General features: G+C 70.8%; 13 protein-coding genes. 10 read left to right on the top strand and 3 right to left on the bottom strand.

Going from position 1 to position 18,107, the window contains the following annotated elements; translation table 11 throughout:
* Window positions 1–208 precede the first annotated feature (208 nt).
* Entirely contained in the window at window positions 209–751 is a 543-nt protein-coding gene (locus ACZ6I3_RS24600; RefSeq protein WP_469417601.1) for a sigma-70 family RNA polymerase sigma factor, read from the top strand.
* 1 nt (window position 752) lies between these two features.
* Window positions 753–1,784 (top strand): hypothetical protein, encoded by a 1,032-nt coding sequence (locus ACZ6I3_RS24595; RefSeq protein WP_469417387.1) that lies wholly within the window; start codon window positions 753–755, stop codon window positions 1,782–1,784.
* 62 nt (window positions 1,785–1,846) lie between these two features.
* Here ACZ6I3_RS24595 and ACZ6I3_RS24590 read toward each other — a convergent pair whose 3' ends face one another.
* Window positions 1,847–5,140 (bottom strand): S8 family serine peptidase, encoded by a 3,294-nt coding sequence (locus ACZ6I3_RS24590; RefSeq protein ID WP_469417386.1) that lies wholly within the window; start codon window positions 5,138–5,140, stop codon window positions 1,847–1,849.
* Window positions 5,141–5,376: 236 nt separating this feature from the next.
* Between ACZ6I3_RS24590 and ACZ6I3_RS24585 the strand changes: the two genes are divergently transcribed.
* From ACZ6I3_RS24585 to ACZ6I3_RS24575, 3 genes are all read left to right on the top strand, one after another.
* The gene (locus tag ACZ6I3_RS24585; protein ID WP_469417600.1) at window positions 5,377–5,817 is read left to right on the top strand and encodes an NUDIX hydrolase; all 441 of its coding nucleotides are present in this window, start codon (window positions 5,377–5,379) and stop codon (window positions 5,815–5,817) included.
* 231 nt (window positions 5,818–6,048) lie between these two features.
* Window positions 6,049–7,812, top strand: coding sequence for a TIGR03767 family metallophosphoesterase (locus ACZ6I3_RS24580; protein ID WP_469417384.1), 1,764 nt, complete (start codon window positions 6,049–6,051; stop codon window positions 7,810–7,812).
* Window positions 7,813–7,921: 109 nt separating this feature from the next.
* Complete coding sequence (locus tag ACZ6I3_RS24575; RefSeq protein WP_469417382.1) at window positions 7,922–9,067, top strand: serine hydrolase domain-containing protein; 1,146 nt, start codon at window positions 7,922–7,924, stop codon at window positions 9,065–9,067.
* A gap of 7 nt (window positions 9,068–9,074) precedes the next feature.
* Here the strand turns inward: ACZ6I3_RS24575 and ACZ6I3_RS24570 are convergent, their stop codons facing one another.
* Complete coding sequence (locus tag ACZ6I3_RS24570) at window positions 9,075–9,290, bottom strand: DUF397 domain-containing protein (protein WP_469417380.1); 216 nt, start codon at window positions 9,288–9,290, stop codon at window positions 9,075–9,077.
* Between the two features lie 6 nt (window positions 9,291–9,296).
* Window positions 9,297–10,178, bottom strand: coding sequence for a helix-turn-helix domain-containing protein (locus ACZ6I3_RS24565; RefSeq protein WP_469417598.1), 882 nt, complete (start codon window positions 10,176–10,178; stop codon window positions 9,297–9,299).
* A 203-nt stretch (window positions 10,179–10,381) separates the two neighbouring features.
* Between ACZ6I3_RS24565 and ACZ6I3_RS24560 the strand changes: the two genes are divergently transcribed.
* From ACZ6I3_RS24560 to sbnB, 5 genes are all read left to right on the top strand, one after another.
* The gene (locus tag ACZ6I3_RS24560; protein ID WP_469417378.1) at window positions 10,382–10,804 is read left to right on the top strand and encodes an ATP-binding protein; all 423 of its coding nucleotides are present in this window, start codon (window positions 10,382–10,384) and stop codon (window positions 10,802–10,804) included.
* Between the two features lie 278 nt (window positions 10,805–11,082).
* Window positions 11,083–13,632 (top strand): Pls/PosA family non-ribosomal peptide synthetase, encoded by a 2,550-nt coding sequence (locus ACZ6I3_RS24555; RefSeq protein ID WP_469417376.1) that lies wholly within the window; start codon window positions 11,083–11,085, stop codon window positions 13,630–13,632.
* Entirely contained in the window at window positions 13,632–16,079 is a 2,448-nt protein-coding gene (locus ACZ6I3_RS24550) for a non-ribosomal peptide synthetase (protein WP_469417374.1), read from the top strand. Before ACZ6I3_RS24555 ends, ACZ6I3_RS24550 begins: the two co-directional genes overlap by 1 nt.
* On the top strand, window positions 16,039–17,022 hold the full coding sequence (locus ACZ6I3_RS24545; RefSeq protein ID WP_469417372.1) for a TauD/TfdA family dioxygenase: 984 nt from the start codon (window positions 16,039–16,041) through the stop codon (window positions 17,020–17,022). The genes ACZ6I3_RS24550 and ACZ6I3_RS24545 overlap by 41 nt, the downstream gene beginning before the upstream one ends.
* Window positions 17,019–18,095 carry a 2,3-diaminopropionate biosynthesis protein SbnB gene (sbnB, locus tag ACZ6I3_RS24540; RefSeq protein WP_469417370.1) on the top strand — a complete coding sequence of 359 codons (1,077 nt, stop codon included), beginning with the start codon at window positions 17,019–17,021 and terminating at the stop codon, window positions 18,093–18,095. Before ACZ6I3_RS24545 ends, sbnB begins: the two co-directional genes overlap by 4 nt.
* Window positions 18,096–18,107 lie beyond the last annotated feature (12 nt).

The raw sequence follows: 18,107 nt of genomic DNA, 5'->3' as shown, positions 1-18,107 counted from the left end.
CGGACCTGCGGTGGCAGCCGCTCTGAGCTGGAGAAATTCGTTCGACAGGGGTCGTGCGCCGCAAGCTCACCTGCCCCTCCCGCCCTCCGCCACACGGGAGTGTGACGTATACCTCTGTCGCCGTGGCCGGAAAACCTTCGGAGGACGACCGAACGTTCCGGGCCGGGCCGGCGTCGTAGGAGAAACACGGCGAGGGGGGTGGCTTGTGCTGCTGCGCGGAAGGGCCCGGCGCGGCCGGGAGACACCGCGGGAGGGTGCCGGCGACGATCCGCTGGACGCGGCACAGGAACGCCGGGTGCGGGCGGTGCTCGCGCTCGGCGGGGTGCCGCAGGCGGACCTGCCGGACGGGGTGCAGCAGGTCCGCCTGCGGCTGCTGGAGCGGGCCGCGAGCGGGCGGGAGGCGCCGCGGGACGTCTCGGCGTGGGCGGCGGTCGTCGCCTCCAACCTGGCCATGGACTGGCACCGGGCCAAGCGCCGCCAGGAGCGGCTCGGGGAGCGGCTGGCCGCCCTGCGCCAGCCGGCGGAGCACCCCTCCGGCGAGGACAGCAGCGTGCTGTCGGTCGCCGTCGCCCAGGGCCTGGACGAGCTGCCCGACGCCCAGCGTCAGGTCGTCGTCCTGCGCTTCTACGCCGATCTGCCGGTGCGGTCCATCGCCGAGCAGCTCGGCGTCCCGGAGGGCACGGTCAAGAGCAGGTTGCACACGGCGGTACGGGCTCTGCGCGCCCGCCTGCACGAGGACGAGGTGGTGTGACGTGACCGCCCGGAACGAGAACAACGAGAACGATGCCGCCCGGCGTGACGGCAGTGACGGTTGTGGCGGTGCCGAGTACGACGGCATGGACGCGCTGATGGCGGCGATCGTCGGCGCCCCCGTACCGGAGGCCGCCCACCAGGACACCGACTACCTGGCGGCCCACCACGCGGCCGCGACCGACGTCGCCCTGCTGCGCGAGCAGCTGACGCTGCTGGGCGACACACTGGCGCACGGCGAGGAGACCCGGCACGAGGCGGACTCCGGGGCCGGTGCCGGTGCCGGGGCGCAGGCTCGGGTGGATGTGGGGGATTCGGCGGGGCGGACCCGGGCGGGGGGCCCCGCGGACGGGCCGCGGGGCGTGCATGCGGCTGGGCCGGGGGCGGCGGTCGATTCGGCGCAGGCTCGGGTGGATGTCGGGGATTCGGCGGGGCGAGCCCGGGCGGGGGACCCGGCGGGCGGGCCGAGGGGCGTGCACGGCGCCGGGCCGGGGGTGGCCGCCGATGCGGCGGTGAGGGGGCTGCCTGTGAGGTCGCGGTGTGGCCGTCGCTCCCTGGCTCTGCGCGGTCTTGTCGCCGCCGTGGCCGCAACCGTCGTCTTGGGCATGGGGTGGCTCGTCGTGCAGGGCGGTGCCGGGGGCGACTCGGAGGGGAGTTCGGCCGCCGATGCCGCGGCGAGTCCGCAGCACGGCAGCGAGGGCGCCAAGCTCGGTCACGCCGGCTATCTCGCCTGCGCCCGGATCGTCGTCGAGGGCACCGTCGCCGAGGTCGAACCGGTCGCCGGCACCGGGCAGGACCGCGTCACCCTCGACGTGGAGCGCTCCTACAAGCCCGCCAAGGGCCAGGACCAGGTCGTCTTCCCGATGGGCGAGGACGTCGACCCCCGGCTGCGGCCGGGCGATCACGTCCTGGTCGGGATCACGGGCGGGCAGGCCGAACCGGACCTGTGGAGCGTCGGAGAGAAGGAGATCGCCCGCGAACGGGCCTGGATCACCGCCGCCCTGCCCGAGTCGCGCACGATCCCCTGCCCGTAGCGGCTCATGAAGAAGGGCGGGCGCCCGTACGGACGCCCGCCCACCAAGACCGTCAGCCGCTGTTACGGCACGACCTTCTCGATCTTCACGCTGCCCAGGCCCGCGACCGTGCCGCGCGCGTTGACCAGCTGGACCTGCCCGAAGAACTCACGCCCCTCGGGAGCGGCCGCCGCGGCGGTGACGCTGCCCGAGACCGTGGCGGACGCGCCCGTGCCGAGCTTCACCGGCGCCGAACCGTCGACGCCGACGCTGCCGAGGGACGGGGAGAAGAACACGTCCTGGTAGTCGTAGGCGGTGGTGCCGGCCGGCACCGAGTAGCCGACGACCTCGACGGTGTACTTCCCGGCGGCCGGGGAGGGCACGGAGACCGACTCCTCCGAGTCGCCGTCGGCGGAGCTGCCGACCTGCGTGCCGGCGGCGTTGTAGACCGCGAGGTCCAGGTCCGCCGCGTTGTCCGAGACACCGCCGATGGCGACGTCCAGGGACTTCGCGCCCGCGGGCACCTCGACCGTCGTGGTCTGCGTCTCACCCTGCTTGATCGACGGACGGGTCGTCTTCGCCGAGCCGAGCGGACCGCCCACCAGCTTGCCCTCCAGCGCGGCGAAGCCGTTCTTCACCTTCCAGGAGGCGGCGGCCGGGGTGCCGACCTTCGCCTCGGGCACGGTCACGGTCTCCGGGTCGAAGGCCGCGCCGAGCACGGCGACATCCAGCTTGTACGGGTTGTCGAGCAGCGGCGACGTACGGCGCGACTCGACCTCGATCTCCCACACGCCCGGCTGCGGGTTCGCGTACGAACGCAGGTCGGGGCGGCAGGTGTTGGCCGGGTTGGCGTAGTTCGGGTAGCAGTTGATCGTCGACGTCGGGTCGGACGGGACGCCGTAGGGGTGGATCGAGATGAACCGGGTCTGGCTCTTGTCCTTCAGCCCGCTCATCGCGACCTCGAGCGTCTTCGCGCCCTCGGGCACGGTGACGTAGTAGTGCTTCGAGCTGTTGCGCTGCACCGAACCGGAGGCGGAGTACGTGTACTTCAGCGGCTCGGAGGCGACGACCGTGTTCAGGACCTGCTTGTCGATGCCCTCGGTCTTCGGGTCGTCGACCTCCAGGATCGCGCTCTTGATACCGGCGGACTTCGGCGCGGCCTGGACCTTGACGGTCACCGGCTGGTTCAGCGGCAGCCTCACCTCGTCGGAGCCGACGATGCGGAACGTGCCGCCCGCGTTGTTCTCGAAGTGCAGCTCGTGCCGGATCGCCTTGTCGGCGCCGGACGTACGCGTGACGGTGACCTCGTAGGTCTTCTTCTGACCGGCCTTCAGGCCGCCCTCACGGTCGTAGAGGCCCGTGCCGAAGCCCGGGGTCTTCAGGAACTGGTCGATCGCGGTGTCGACCGGCGCCTTCACCGTGTAGGCGTGCGACGTGGCGTCGTCGCGGATCGAGTCCCAGGCGTCCTCGATGTTCATGAGGCCCGCGCCCTCCTCGTACGCCTGCACACCCTTGATGTGGTCGGCGGTCGAGGTGAGGGCCGTGCGCAGGGTCGCCGGCGTGAGGTCGATCTTCTTCTGCTTCGCGGCCGACAGCAGCAGCGCGGCGGCGCCGGCGGCCTGCGGGGAGGCCATCGAGGTGCCCTGGAGCATGCCGTAGCCGGCCGGCAGGGTGTAGCCCGCCTCGGCGACCGGGGCGCCCGGCATCCAGGTCTGGATGGTGTTGATCGCGGCACCCGGGGCGATCAGGGTCGGGGTGAAGCCGCCGTCCTCACGCGGGCCGCGCGAGGAGAACGGCATCAGCGCGTACTTCTTCTCCACGACCGAGCCGTAGTTGGCGGCCCAGGTCTGCTTGGAGACGGACGCGCCGACCGAGATGACCTTGTCGGCCAGGGCCGGGTCGCCGATGGTGTTCGTGCCGGGGCCGGAGTTGCCCGCGGAGATCACCAGCTGGACGCCGTACTCGTCGATCAGGCGCGTGTACAGCTCGGCGCGCGCGTTGTTGCCGTCGTTCAGCGCCGGCAGGCCGCCGATGGACATGTTGACGATGTCGACGCCGCGCTTGGTGACGAGGTCGATCATGCCCTCGGTGAGCGCGACGTTGGTGCAGCCGCCGGACCAGGTGCAGGCGCGCGAGGAGACCAGCTTGGCGCCCGGAGCCGCGCCGTCCATCTTCCCGCCGAACAGGCCGTTGGCGGCGGTGATGCCCGCGACGTGCGTGCCGTGCTCGGACTCGATGACGCCGATGTTGACGAAGTCGGCCTTCGCGCCCGACGCGGTGACGACGTCCTTGCGGACCTCGACGACGAACGGCTGCCGCTCGGCGATGTCGGTGGCCGGGTCGTCGGTGCCGAAGTACCCGATCTGGAAGCCGTCCTTGTACGGCTTCATCGCGGTGTCGTCACCGAAGTCGTTGTTGTTGTTCAGGTCGACGCGGACCGTGCCGGCCGCCGCGTCGTACAGCACGCCCCAGGCGTCGGTGGTGTCGCCGTCCCGGTTGGCGTCGCCCGCCGCGTCGCCGCCGGTGGTGTACGACTCCAGGAAGGTGCTGACCTTGTAGGAGCCCGCCGGGGCCGTCCAGGTCTTCCCGCCGAAGGTGAAGCTGGGCCCGGACACGGAGGTGGTCATCGGGCGCCAGGTGCGGTCGCCGTCGACGACCGGGTCCGTCGCCGTCACCCAGTCGACGATCTTCCGCTCGCCGGTGGTGGTCTTCTGCAGCGCCGGGTGGCCGAGGTCCACGCCGGAGTCCAGGATGCCGATGGTGATGCCGCGGCCGTCCGCCTTCGGGTGGTCCTCGACGAAGTCGACCGCGCCCGTCTCGAAGGAGGGGTTGTACGGGTTCTCGGCGGGGGTCTTCTTCCCGGGTGCCGGGTACGTCCCCTTCGCGGCCTTGGCGCCCTTGGCGGCGTCCGCGCTCGGCGTCGGGTCGTCCAGCGGGATCTCCTCGCGCAGGTCGATGCCGTGCACGGAGGAGAGCTTGGCGGCGGCGGCGATGGCCGAGTCCGCCCGGGAGGTCGGGACGGTGGCGCGGACGTAGCCCAGCTTGTCGTCGGCCCGGCCCACCGTGCCGCCCTTGACCGCGTCCAGCTGCCCGGCGACCTGCTCGGTCTTCCCGGGCGCGGTGGCGATCATCATCGTGACGGTCTTGTCGCCGTCGGCCTTGGCCTCCACGAGGAGGTCCGCGTCGTCCGAACCGAGCTTGTCGGGCGCGGACTTGACGTCCGGGTCGGCGGGGGCGGAGGCGCCCGGGCCGTCGGCGGCGAAGGCCAGGGGTATCGGCCCGGCCGCGGAGAGCGCGGCGACGAGACCGGCGGCCACGGCTATGCGGGCCACACGTCTCGGGCCCGATATCGGGTCTCGCTGGGGGGTGAGGGTCATCGGCATCCCTTGTTGGTAAAGGAACGAGCGGGAACGACCAGGAGCGATCGACCCTGGTCGCAACGGTCCGAACGCGAGCCCGGACGATCGCACAGCTTTGCGTAAGGGCACGCTCTTTGGGGACTGTTGACCGAAACGAGATGGATGTATGGGGAAAACCCGCGATGCGTTTTGCGGGCATGAGTCCCGAAGACGGCGAAATCGGTTAACGTCCCTGAGTGAGAGAGAAGTTGAGGGTGGCGGCCTACGCCGTATGCGTCCGAGACGGACAGATCCTGCTCGCCCGCTCGCCCGCCCAGGACGGCACCCCCGAGTGGGTCATGCCGGGCGGCGGCATGGAGCACGGCGAGGATCCCTACGACACCGTGCGGCGGGAGGTGGAGGAGGAGACCGGGTACCGGATAGAAGTGACCGGGCTGCTCGGCGTGGACTCCTCCCACCGCGTCTTCCGCGACGGCTTCGGACGCCCCGTCGACCATCACGGCGTCCGGTTCGTCTACGAGGGCCGGATCACCGGCGGCGAACTGCGCTACGAGGTGGGCGGCTCCACCGACCTCGCCGCCTGGCAGGACCTGGACGCGGTGCCCGGACTGGTCCGGATCGGGCTGGTCGACACGGCACTGCGACTGTGGCGGGAGCGCCCGGCCGCCGGACGGCTCAACGGAGTCCCGGAATAGGTGCAGTACCCCGGAAGATGAACGCCGAGTGACCGACTCCGGGCCGTTCCCGGAGCGGTCGTCGACGCGCGGGGTAGTCCAAGATCCACGTACGGTGATCGGCGCTGCCCGTTGCCACCGCGTTTACGCGCAGGTCATTCCCGATGCCAACGATCCAGTGTGAGCGGGGTGTTCGTAAGCCGAACGCCCCGCGACCACTGCCGACGCGTTCGTACTCGGGGAGAGAAGCGCATGTCGCGCACACGCTCAGTCGCAGGATCCGGCCAGGGCATCCACCGTCGTTCCGTCCTCGCCGCCGGCGGCGCGGTCGCCCTCTCCGCGGGCGTCGGCTACGCCCTGCGGCCCAGCGACAGCCAGGCCGCCACCGCCACGGCCAAGGAGGCGACCGAGGCCGTAGCGGCCTCCTCGCGCCAGGCACCGGCCGCGCCGCTGGCCCCCTACACCAAGGGCACCACCCTCGCCTCCGTCGCCACCCCGCGCGGCAGCGGTGGCTATCGGCGCCTCGGCGACGGACCCGGCTGGCAGCGCGTCGTGCGCTCCGACCTGGCCGCGCCCAAGTCCGGCCGGGCCGGGCGCCGTACCCCGCTCGCGGCGTTCGTGCAGCTCACCGACCTGCACATCATCGACGCTCAGCACCCGCTGCGCCTGGAGTACCTCCGCTCGGCCGACATCCACGCCTGGCGGCCGCACGAGGCGCTGACCGTGCAGGGCGCCATCGCGCTGGTGGAGCGGATCAACGCGCTGCGCGGAGCCCCCGTCACCGGCGCCCCGCTGCACTTCGCCATGACCACCGGCGACAACACGGACAACAACGCCAAGTCCGAGCTGGACTGGTTCCTGAAGATCATGAGCGGTGGGCGCATCACGCCCAACACCGGGAACCCGCGCCAGTACGAGGGCGTCCAGAACAGCGGTCTCAAGCAGTACTGGCAGCCGGACGCCGCGGTCCGCGACAGCGACAAGCAGGTCGGCTTCCCGAAGCTCGACGGCTTCCTGAAGGCCGCGATCCGGGAGGTCCGCAGCCCCGGCCTCAACCTGCCCTGGTACTCCACCGTCGGCAACCACGACTCCCTGCCGATGGGCTGCTACGCCTCGCACGGCGACTCCTACCTCACCGAACTCGCCGTCGGCGGCAAGAAGCTGATGAACGTGTCGGCGGCGGAGGCGCAGCAGCTCCAGGCGCAGATCAAGAAGGCCCGGGACCCCCAGGGCGTCCGCTACCACGACTTCCTCAAGTCCCACGCCCGCTCCATGCGCTCGGTCACCCCGGACGAGAGCCGCGCCCCCTTCACCCAGGCCGAGTACCTCCAGGCCCACCTGGACCCGGCCCACCGCGGCATCGGCCCGGCCGGTCACGGCTACTCCTCCGCCAACCTCGACGCGGGCACCCAGTACTACGTCTTCCGCATCTCCGACGACGTCATCGGCATCAGCCTGGACACCACCGACGCGGGCGGCCACTACGAGGGCTCCCTCGGCACGGGCCAGATGAAGTGGCTGGAGAAGACCCTGCGGGAGAACAAGGACTCCCACGCGGTGATCTTCAGCCACCACACCAGCAAGACGATGACGAACCTCCGCAACGACCCGTCCCGTCCGGGCGAGCGCAGGCACAGCGGCGAAGAGGTCCTCGCCCTCCTCGGCAACCACCGCAACGTCCTCGCCTGGGTGAACGGCCACATCCACAAGAACGTCATCACCCCGCACTCGATGTCCGGCGGCGGCACCTTCTGGGAGATCTCCACCGCCTCCCACGTCGACTTCCCCCAGCTCGCCCGGGTCATCGAGCTGACCGACAACAAGGACGGCACGATCTCGCTGTTCACCACGCTGGTGGAGTCCTCGGCCCCGCGCCGCACGGACTTCTCCGACCTCTCCCAGACCGGCCTGGCGGCCCTCTACCGCGAGCTGTCCCTCAACGCCCCCGGCGCGAACCCGAACCTCGGCGGCGACCCCGAGGATCGCAACACCGAGCTGGTGCTGAAGAAGGGCTGATTCCGGCTCAACGGTCCGCAGTCGGTCAACCCGGGCCGTACGGCCGAGGTCCCACCCCCTGACACAGCCCGATGTGACAGAGCTCGATGTGACAGGGGGAAACGGGGACATGAAGAGACACCTGCGTACAGCCCTGACGGCGGCGACGGCCGTGGCACTGACGGCGGCGCTGGCCGCCCCGGCGCTCGCCGCTCCGGCCAAGGCTCCCAGCGGTCATGACGCGACCCGGCAGGCGGTACGGAAGGCGATCGCGGACGGCGTGCCGGGCGTGACCGTGACCGTGCGGTGGGGGCACGGCACCTGGGCGGCCACGGCCGGCGTCGGCAACCTCAAGACGGACAAGCCGCGTTCGACGGCGGACCACTACCGCGTCGGCAGCATCACGAAGACGTTCGTCGCGACCGTCCTCCTGCAACTGGAGGCGGAGGGACTGCTGTCGCTGGACGACACGGTGGAGAAGTGGCTGCCGGGCGTGGTCCGGGGCAACGGCCACGACGGCCGGCGGATCACGCTGCGCCAGCTCCTCAACCACTCCAGCGGCATCTTCGACTATCTGCGCGACACCGGCTTCCAGCAGAAGTACATGACCCCGGACGGCTTCATGAAGCACCGCTTCGACCAGGCGTCCCCCGAGGAGATGATCGCCATCGCCATGGCGAACAAGCCGCACTTCGAGGAGCCGGGCACGTCGTTCGCGTACTCCAACACCAACTACGTCCTGGCCGCACGGGTGATCGAGAAGGCCACGGGCAGCGACGACTACGCCGACGAGATCGAACGCCGGATCATCGCCCCGCTGAAGCTGTCCTCCACATCGGTCCCCACCCGGGTCACCCTGCCCCGGCCCAGCAGCCGCGCCTACTCCAAGCTGGCCAAGACGGACACGGGACCGACCTACGACGTCACGGAGCTGAACCCGCGTCTGGCATACGGCTCCGGCCAGATGGTCTCCAGCTCGGCCGACCTGACCCGCTTCTACTCGGCCCTGCTCCGGGGCAAGCTGCTCCGGCCCGAGCAGCTGAAGGAGATGAAGACCACCATCCCCTCCAGCCGGGGCAGCCGCTACGGTCTGGGGCTCGTCGACCGCGAGCTCGACTGCGGCGTCCACGTCTGGGGCCACGACGGCGGCATCTTCGGCTCGAACTCGGACGCGGTGACGACCGAGGGCGGCCGGCACTCCCTGGCCGTCAACTTCAACGGTGACTGGTCGGGAAGCACCGACGCGATCATCGAGGCGGAGTTCTGCGGTAAGTAGCTGGTCGCTACGGCTTCTCTTCTCGGTCTACATGGGTGAGGAACGCCGTCCATACGGCCGGGGGGAGGAGCAGGGCGGGGCCGGTGGGGGTTTTGGAGTCGCGGATGGCTATGGAGGGGGAGAGGTGGGCGACTTCGACACAGTTCTGCGTCGCGTCGCTGTATGAGGACGTGAACCAGGCTTGGAGGGGGGCCAGTTCCTTTGCAGAGGGGTGCGTGGGCATGGGGACCTACAGCTCTCGTCTGAGTCGGTGCAAGAACGCGGGAGTCTCTTCGGGAGGCAGCGCTGATGCTGCCATGGCGTCGAACCGACGTGTGAAGCGGTCGACTTCACGGGGCTTGTCCGAGGTGGATACGGAGCCCCAGGCGCTGTCGGCCTGTACGCGGGGTGGAAACTCGCTACCGAAGTCGAGGATCGCGAAGTCGTTGATGGAGCGGTAGCTCGGACGGAACGGCAGCACCTGGATGGTCATGTGGTCCCACCCGGACAACTCCTCGATCCGTGCGAACTGGTCGCCCATCACCTCAGCGCCCCCCATCGGATATCGCAGGGCAGCTTCCCCCAGGATGACGTGCAGCTTGACGGGGTTCTCTCGTGTGAGGACCTCCTGGCGCTTCATCCGTAGCTCCACGCTACTTCGGACAACCTCCGTGGTGTACTCCTCGATCGGCTTCTGCACTTCGTGGAGGGCACGGGCGTAGCTCTTGGTCTGGAGCAGGCCGTACACGAGGGTCGGGTGATAGGCCTTCATGGCACGAGCCTCCGGCTCCAGCCCTACGAACCCCGGCATGCCCGCAGGCATGAGCCCTCGGTACTGCGTGAGCCAGTCCTGCTGGTTGGACTCCTTGTTGAGGCTGATCAGCGACTCGACGACCTCCTCATCGGTGACGCCGTACTTGCCCAGCAGCTTGCGCAGATCGCCGACGTTGCGGAAGTTCAGTGAGCCCGACTCGATCCGCTGCAACGAGGCCTCGGAGATCCGCAGTCCGACGACCGCTTGCCTGCGGGTGAAACCGCCGCCCCGGTCGCCCAGACCACAGTTCTCCCGCAACTGACGCAACTGCAAGCCGAGTTCCAGCCGCTGCGCTGTGCGCCCGCGTTTGGCCGCCATGTGCACCGCCCCTACGATCCAACACGTTGTGCTCGTGTCCGTGTGCAGAGTGTGACACCCCCTGCTGGTCCCGCGCAGCCCGTTGTGCAGAACTGGGCATAGTCCATTTTTCTGCCGCCTGATTAATCAGCTGCGTTTCGATTGAAGTCGAAAGGCGAGGCCCGTCACCGTAAAGGGGCAGCTCACATGCGAAAGGGACGTCGATGTCGATGCCCAACCCCCACACCCCTGCCCTCCTCACCCACGACTGGTCCATGGGCTACCCCATGACCCTCCGCAGCGTCCGGCTCGCCCGGCTGCACACACGGAGACGGCTGACGATGTGGAACTGGGCCGGAGACCTCGACGACGCCGTGCTCGTCACGTCGGAGCTCGTCGCGAACGCGGTGCTGCACGGCAGGGTCGTGGGACACGAACTGTGGTTGCGGCAAGCCGTGCTGGAGGACGGCCGGCTGTCCATCGAGGTCTCGGACCCGGTACGGGTGTTTCCGGAGGTCAGGGAGTGGGCGGGAGGAGAGACCGGCCGGGGTCTGGTGGTGGTGTCCCGCATCGCCGAGGAACTGGACTGGTTCCTGCGCGCGGAGGTCGGCAAGACGGTACGGGCACGCCTTGCGGCCGGTACGTGACACAACTGTCGGGGCCGCGAGCGTACGCGCCCGCACCTCGCAAGCACGCCGGGTGGTCGGAGGTAAGTGGAGCGTCTGGGCGCTCTCGAAGGGCATGACCCCAGGCAGGCCGAGTCGCTGGTGGCCGATGTGCTCCGATAGCCCGCTGTGAGGCATCCGGCTGGTGAGACGCCCGCTCACGTTTCGAGAAGTAAGCAGGACCTTCCATACCTCGGCTGCCCGGCTCCGAACCCCTGGTGAGGCAGAGCACGCGACAGTCGGCAGTCGAGGGGGTCCCCATGACGGGACAGCAGCTCCAGGAGGCGGTCAAGGGTCTCGTGGAGGAAGCCCGGCCCTGCGCGGCGCCGCCGGATCCAGCGACTTCCGCTGCCGCCGAGCGGTTCGCCGCGCTGCTGGCGGAGGTCGCGCACCTGGACGAGGTGCGGGTCGACAGCGACTTCTTCGATGATCTCGGTGCCGATTCCCTGGTGATGGCGCACTTCTGCGCACGGGTGCGGAACCTGCCCGACCTGCCGGCGGTGTCGATGCGCGACGTGTACCGGCATCCGACCGCCGGGGGACTGGCGGCCGCACTGGTCGTCGACGGCACCCCACCACCACCCCCCGGATCCGAGGCGCCCAGCCCATCGGGACTGCCCAGGGCGCCGGTCCCGGCACCGGCGCCCCCGACCGGCCGCCCGCACCGCGTACTCTGCGGCGCGCTCCAGCTGCTGGCCTTCCTCGGCTATGCCTTCCTCCTCGCGGCCGTCACCGCCCGGGGCTACGAATGGATCGCCGCGCAGGAGCACCTGCTCGACGCGTATCTGCGGAGCGTCGTCTTCGGCGCCGCGCTGTTCGTCGTGCTGTGCGCTCTGCCCGTGATCGCCAAGTGGGTGCTGATCGGCCGGTTCACGCCACGGCGGTTCCGCGTCTGGAGCCTCACCTACTTCCGGTTCTGGCTGGTCAAGACGCTGATCCGGTCGAGCCCGCTGGTCCTGTTCGCCGGATCGCCGCTCTACCCGCTCTATCTGAGGGCCCTGGGCGCGCGGATCGGCAGGGGGGTGACGATCCTGTCGCGCAGCGCCCCCGTCTGCACCGATCTGCTGACCGTCGGTGACGGCGCTCTCGTCCGCAAGGACGCGCTGCTCAGCTGCTACCGCGCGGTCGACGGTGTGATCGAGACGGGGCCGGTCACCCTGGGCCGGGGCGCGGTCGTCAGCGAGGTGACGGTGCTGGACATCGGGGCCCGGCTGGGGGAGGGGTCCCGGCTCGGGCACGCGTCCTCCCTGCACACCGGCCAGACGGTCCCCGACGGCGAGCACTGGCACGGCTCTCCGGCCCAGCCCGCCGACGGGGCCTTCCCGGAGGTGGAACCCGCCCGGTGCGGCACCGCACGGCGAGCGGTGCACGGCGTCCTGATGCTGCTCACGGCGCTGCTGGTGTATCTGCCGCTCGCGGTGGGCTGCCTGGACGTGCTGCTCTCCCGGATGCTGGAGGGATCCGCCGTACTGAAGGGCGGGGCGACGGTGCTCTACGTCGACCTGCTGGTCGTCACGGTCGTCGTCTTCTTCGGCGGGGTGCTCGCCGCTCTCGTGGTCCTGGCCACCGTCCCCCGGCTGCTGGGCAGGTTCGTCCGGCCCGGCCGGACGTACCCGCTCTTCGGTTTCCGCCACACCGTGCATCGCACGATCGTCCTGATGACGAACAGGAAGTCCCTGACCCGGCTGTTCGGCGACAGCAGCGGCATCGTGCACTACCTGCGCTGGATCGGCTACCGCCTCTCCCCGGTCGAGCAGACCGGCTCCAACTTCGGCACCCAGGTCAAGCACGAGAGCCCGTATCTGAGCAGGGTCGGCACCGGGACCATGGTCGCGGACGGGCTGTCCCTGATGAACGCCGAGTACTCCAGCACCTCCTTCCGGCTGTCGCCGACCGCGATCGGGGCGCACAACTTCCTCGGGAACCGCATCGCCTACCCCGTCGGCGGGCGCACCGGCGACAACTGTCTGCTCGGCACCAAGGTGGCCATCCCCGTCAGCGGCCCGCTCCGGCACGATGTGGGACTGCTCGGCTCGCCCTGCTTCGAGATCCCGAGGTCGGTGGCGCGGGACAGCACCTTCGACGAGCTCAAGGAGGGGAACGGCCTCGGCCGCCGTCTCACGGCCAAGAACCGGCACAACGCCGTCACCATGGCCTGGCACCTGTTCACGGGGTGGCTGTTCTTCTTCTGTGTGGTCCTGCTGTTCGCGCTCGCCGCCAGTCAGTACCCCGTGTGGGGCACGGCGGTCCTCGCGCTCGCCAACGCCGTCATGCTGCCGTTCACCCTCGTGTACTACGTCCTCCTGGAACGGGCCGTCACGGTGGTGCACCGGCCGGAGCCGCTGTTCTGCTCGATCTACGACCGCCGGTTCTGGGTGCGCGAGCGGTACTGGAAGGTCCCCTCCGAGACCTATCTGCACGTCCTCGACGGCACACCGTTCAAGAGCCTCGTATGGCGCCTGCTCGGCGTGCGGATCGGGGCCCGGGTCTTCGACGACGGCTGCGCCGTGACCGAGCGGCCCATGGCCCGGATCGGGGACGACTGCACCCTCAACGCGGGCAGCGTCCTGCAGTGCCACTCGCAGGAGGACGGCACGTTCAAGTCGGACCGCAGCGCGCTCGGCGCCGGCTGCACCCTCGGCGTCGGAGCGTTCGTGCACTACGGCGTGACGGTGGGGGACGGCGCGGTGCTGGCGGCGGACTCCTTCCTGATGAAGGGCGAGACGGTCCCCGACCACACCCGCTGGGCGGGGAATCCGGCCCGTCCCCTCGACGAACGAGACGAAAGGAAAAGGGGAGGTGTGCGGTGATGGCGGCGACAGTGACGGCCGCGCCCCGTTGGGCGAAGGAGCCGGTGTCCGGTACCGGGGAGCACATCAGCCGTGTCCCCGGCGAGGTGACGGCGGCCCTTCGGGCGCGGGCCCGTGAACTCGGTGTGCCGCTCACCGCGATCCTCCTCGCGGCCCACGCGAAGGTGCTGGCCCTGCTCTCCGGCGACCCCGAGGTGCGCAGCGGCTACCTGGCCCCGGCCGGAACGGGGATCTTCGAGCTGACCGTCAGGCCCGGCACCTGGGGTGAGCTGGTACGGGAAGCGGGGTCGGCCGCATCGGCGGTGCCGCCGCCCGGGCCCGGGCCCGGGCCCGGCCTCGAGGTGGTCTTCGCTCCCACCGGGCACGAGGTCACCGTCCCTGCGGACGGCGGTGTGCTGCTCGGCGTATCGGCAGCCGAGGAGGACGGTCGGCTCGTGCTGCGCCTGCGGCACCGGACCGACCTGCTGGACGCGGACTGTGCCGCCCGGATCGGGGGCTACCACCGTGCCGCGCTGGAGGCGATCGCCGCAGACCCCGACGCCCGGCACGACCGGGACAGCCTGCTGTCCGCGGACGAACTCCGGTTCCAGCTCGACGGGCTGGCGGCGGGGCCCCGCCGTGCGCTGCCGGACCGCCGGTTCCACGAACTGTTCGAGGAGCGGGTGCGCGGGCATCCGGACGCCGTCGCCTTGGTCCACCAGGGCAGCGGCCTGACGTACGCGGACCTCAACACCCGGGCCAACCGGGTGGCCCGGGCCCTGCTGGCCGAGGGGCTCGCCCCGGAGGACACGGTCGCCGTGGTGACCGAGCGGGACCTGCACTGGGCGGCCGGTGTACTCGGCGTCCTCAAGGCCGGCGGCGTGTACCTGCCCGTCGACCCGCATCATCCGCCCGGCCGCATCGGCGCGATGCTCACCCGCGCCGACTGCTCGTACGTCCTCACCGAACCCGGCAGCACCGGCCGGCTGGACCAGGCACTCGCGACGCTGCCCGGAACCCGGCGGCTGCTCGTCCCGGACCTCACCGAACGGGCCGTCGACGGATCGGACCTCGGGCTGGACATCCCGGCGGACCGGCTCGCGTACGTCTTCTTCACCTCCGGCTCCACCGGAGAACCGAAGGGCGCGCTGTGCGAGCACGCCGGTCTGCTCAACCATCTGTACGCCAAGATCGAGGATCTGGGCATCGGCGAGGGCACCGTGGTGGCGCAGACGGCCTCGCAGTGCTTCGACATCTCGCTGTGGCAACTGCTCGCCGGGCTGCTGACGGGCGGGCGGACCCTGCTGGTCGAGCAGGACGCCATCCTCGACGCGGACCGGTTCCTGGACCGGATCGCCGAGGGGCGCGTCAACGTCCTCCAGGTCGTGCCGTCCTATCTCGACGTCATCCTGTCCGCGCTGGAACGCGTCCCCCGGGACCTGCCCGACCTGCGGTGCGTCTCCGTCACCGGCGAGGCGCTGCGCGGTGAGCTGGTCCAGCGGTGGTTCGCCGGCGGACCCGCCGTACGCCTGGTCAACGCCTATGGGCTGACCGAGACGTCCGACGACACCCACCACGAGGTGATCGACCGGGCGCCCGACTCCGACCGCATCCCGCTTGGCCGGCCCATCGCCAACGTCCACCAGTACGTCGTCGACGAGAACCTGCTCCCGGTGCCGCTCGGCGCACCCGGCGCCATCGTCTTCTCCGGGGTGTGCGTAGGTCGCGGCTACGTCAACGACGCCGAACGCACCGCGCACGCCTATCTGGAAGACCCCCACCGCCCCGGCCAACGGCTGTACCGGGGAGGCGACTTCGGCCGCTGGCGGCCGGACGGAAAACTGGAGTTCCTCGGCCGCCGGGACGCGCAGGTCAAGATCCGGGGGTTCCGGGTCGAGATCGGCGAGGTCGAGAACACGCTGCTGCGGGTGCCCGGCGTCACGGACTGCGCGGTCGTGGTGACCGGCGCGGAAGGGCACGGCCGCCAACTGGCCGCCTTCTGCACGAGCGAGGGCGCGGTGACCGCCGAGGACCTGCGGGAGCGGCTCGCGGACCTGCTCCCCGCGTACATGGTCCCGGCGTCCTTCCACCGGCTGGACCGCCTGCCGCTCACCGCCAACGGCAAGACCGACCGCAAGGCGCTCGCGGCACTCGCCGAGGACCTCGGCCCGGCCCGGGACTCCCACGGCGCCCCGCGGACACCGGCCGAACGGCGGCTCGCGGCGCAGTGGGCCACGGAACTCGGCCTGCCGCCCGGCCGGATCCGCCGGGACGACAACTTCTTCGACCTGGGCGGCACGTCCCTGTCGGCGGTACGGCTCGCGGTCGCGATGGACCGGGCGATCTCGCCGCGCGACCTCGCGGGCCGCCCCGTACTGGCCGATCTGGCCCGTCTGATCGACACACGGAGTACGAGAGGAGAGCGACATGCTGGCGGCACTCTTCCGCAAGAACAGGACCACCACTGAAGCCCCGGACGGCCTTCCGGTACTCGACGCCGAAGACATCCCGGATGCCCGGGCCGCGCTGCGCGAACTCGTCGCCGAGCACGGGGCGGTCACCGTTCGGGGCCTCGGACTGCGCACCCCGGCCGACGTCGAGTCGGTCCTCCGCAGGGTGGCCGAGCGTCCCGTGACGGAACGGGAGGCGTTCGCCGCCCGCGACCGCCACGCGGACGGCGTCTACTCGTCGTCGGCCTGGCCGCCCACCCAGCCCATGTGCATGCACCACGAACTCAGCTACGCCGTCGAGTGTCCCGGCCTGCTGCTGTTCGCGTGCCTGGAGCCGCCCGTCGAAGGCGGTGCCACCGCCCTGGCCGACGCGACCGCCGTGCTGCACGCGCTGCCCGCCGACCTCGTCGACCGCTTCGCCCGGGAGGGCTGGCTGCTCACCAGGGCCTACAACGAGGGGATCGGCGCGACGCTCGGTCAGTCCTTCGGTACCGACGACCGTGGTGGGGTCGAGGCCTACTGCCGTGCCCACGCGATCGACTGGTCCTGGCAGCCGGACGGTTCGCTGCGCACCTGGCAGCACCGGCACGCCGTCGTACGGCACCCGGTCTCCGGCCTGCCCTGCTGGTTCAACCAGATCGCGTTCCTGAACGAGTGGACGATGGCGCCCGAGGTCAGGGAGTTCCTGATCGAGGAGTACGGACCGAACGGTCTGCCCTTCAACACCCTGTACGGCAACGGCGATCCGGTGCCCCCGGACGTCGTCGAGCAGATCAACAAGACCTATGAGGCCCACACCGTTCGCCGGGCCTGGCAGCGCGGGGACCTGATGCTCGTGGACAACGTCCGCACCGCGCACAGCCGGGAGGCGTACCGGGGGCCGAGGGACGTCGTGGTGGCGATGGCCGACCCCGTGCGTCCCGGCCTTCCCGGACCGCGGAGGGGGAGTGAAGCGGCATGACCACCGTGCACACCGTCCCGCAGACCGCCCGGGCGGACACCCCCATGGTGCCGTCCTTCGCCGTCATCCCCGGAAACCAGGTCAAGGAGGTGCTCCAGGGCCGGGAGAAGACCGTGGTGGAGGTCGTCGAGGCCACGTACCGCCTGCACGGCGCCGGCCGTACGGTCAACCCGCCGTCCTCCTTCCTGCGCTTCCCCGACCGGCCGACGGCACGGATCATCGCCCTGCCCGCCTCGCTCGGCGGCGAGGGCGGCGAGGGCGGCGTCGACGGGCTGAAATGGATCTCCAGCTGCCCCGCCAACGTCGCCTCGGGCATTCCCCGGGCGTCCGCCGTCCTCATCCTCAACGACCCCGTCACGGGCTACCCCTTCGCCTGCATGGAGAGCTCGATCATCAGCGCCGCCAGGACCGCCGCGTCCGCCGCGTCGGCGGCCGACCGGCTCAGCAGGGGACGGCCGCGCCCGGCCCGGCTGGGGTTCGTCGGGGCGGGTCTGATCGCCCGCTACATCCACACCTATCTGGAGGGCACCGGCTGGTCCTTCGACGCCATCGGCGTGCACGACCTGTCCCCCGACAGCGCCGCGGGCTTCCGCACCTACCTGGAGCAGTCCGGGGCGGTCGGACGCGTCACCGTGCACGGCAGCGCCGAGGAACTGATCCGCCTCAGCGACCTGATCGTCTTCGCCACGGTCGCCGACCGGCCGCACATCACCGAGCCGTCGTGGTTCCGGCACAACCCGGTGGTGCTGCACGTGTCGCTGCGCGACCTCGCACCCGAGGTGCTGCTCGGCGCCACCAACGTCGTCGACGACATCGACCACTGCCTCCGGGCCGCCACCTCACCGCACCTCACCGAACGTCTCACCGGCAACCGCGACTTCCTGCTCGGCACGCTCGACGACGTGATGGCCGGCCGTGTGACGGTCCCGGCCGACCGCCCTGCGGTCTTCTCACCGTTCGGCCTGGGCGTACTGGACCTCGCGGTCGGCGGCTACGTCTACGACGAGGTGGCCCGGTCCGGCGGACTGCGGGTCATCGACCACTTCTTTCACGAACTGAGCCGGCACGGCTGAGGACGGCTCGCG

The organism is Streptomyces sp. NPDC041940, from assembly GCF_055589465.1.
This window is presented reverse-complemented; position numbering and strand designations above follow the sequence as displayed.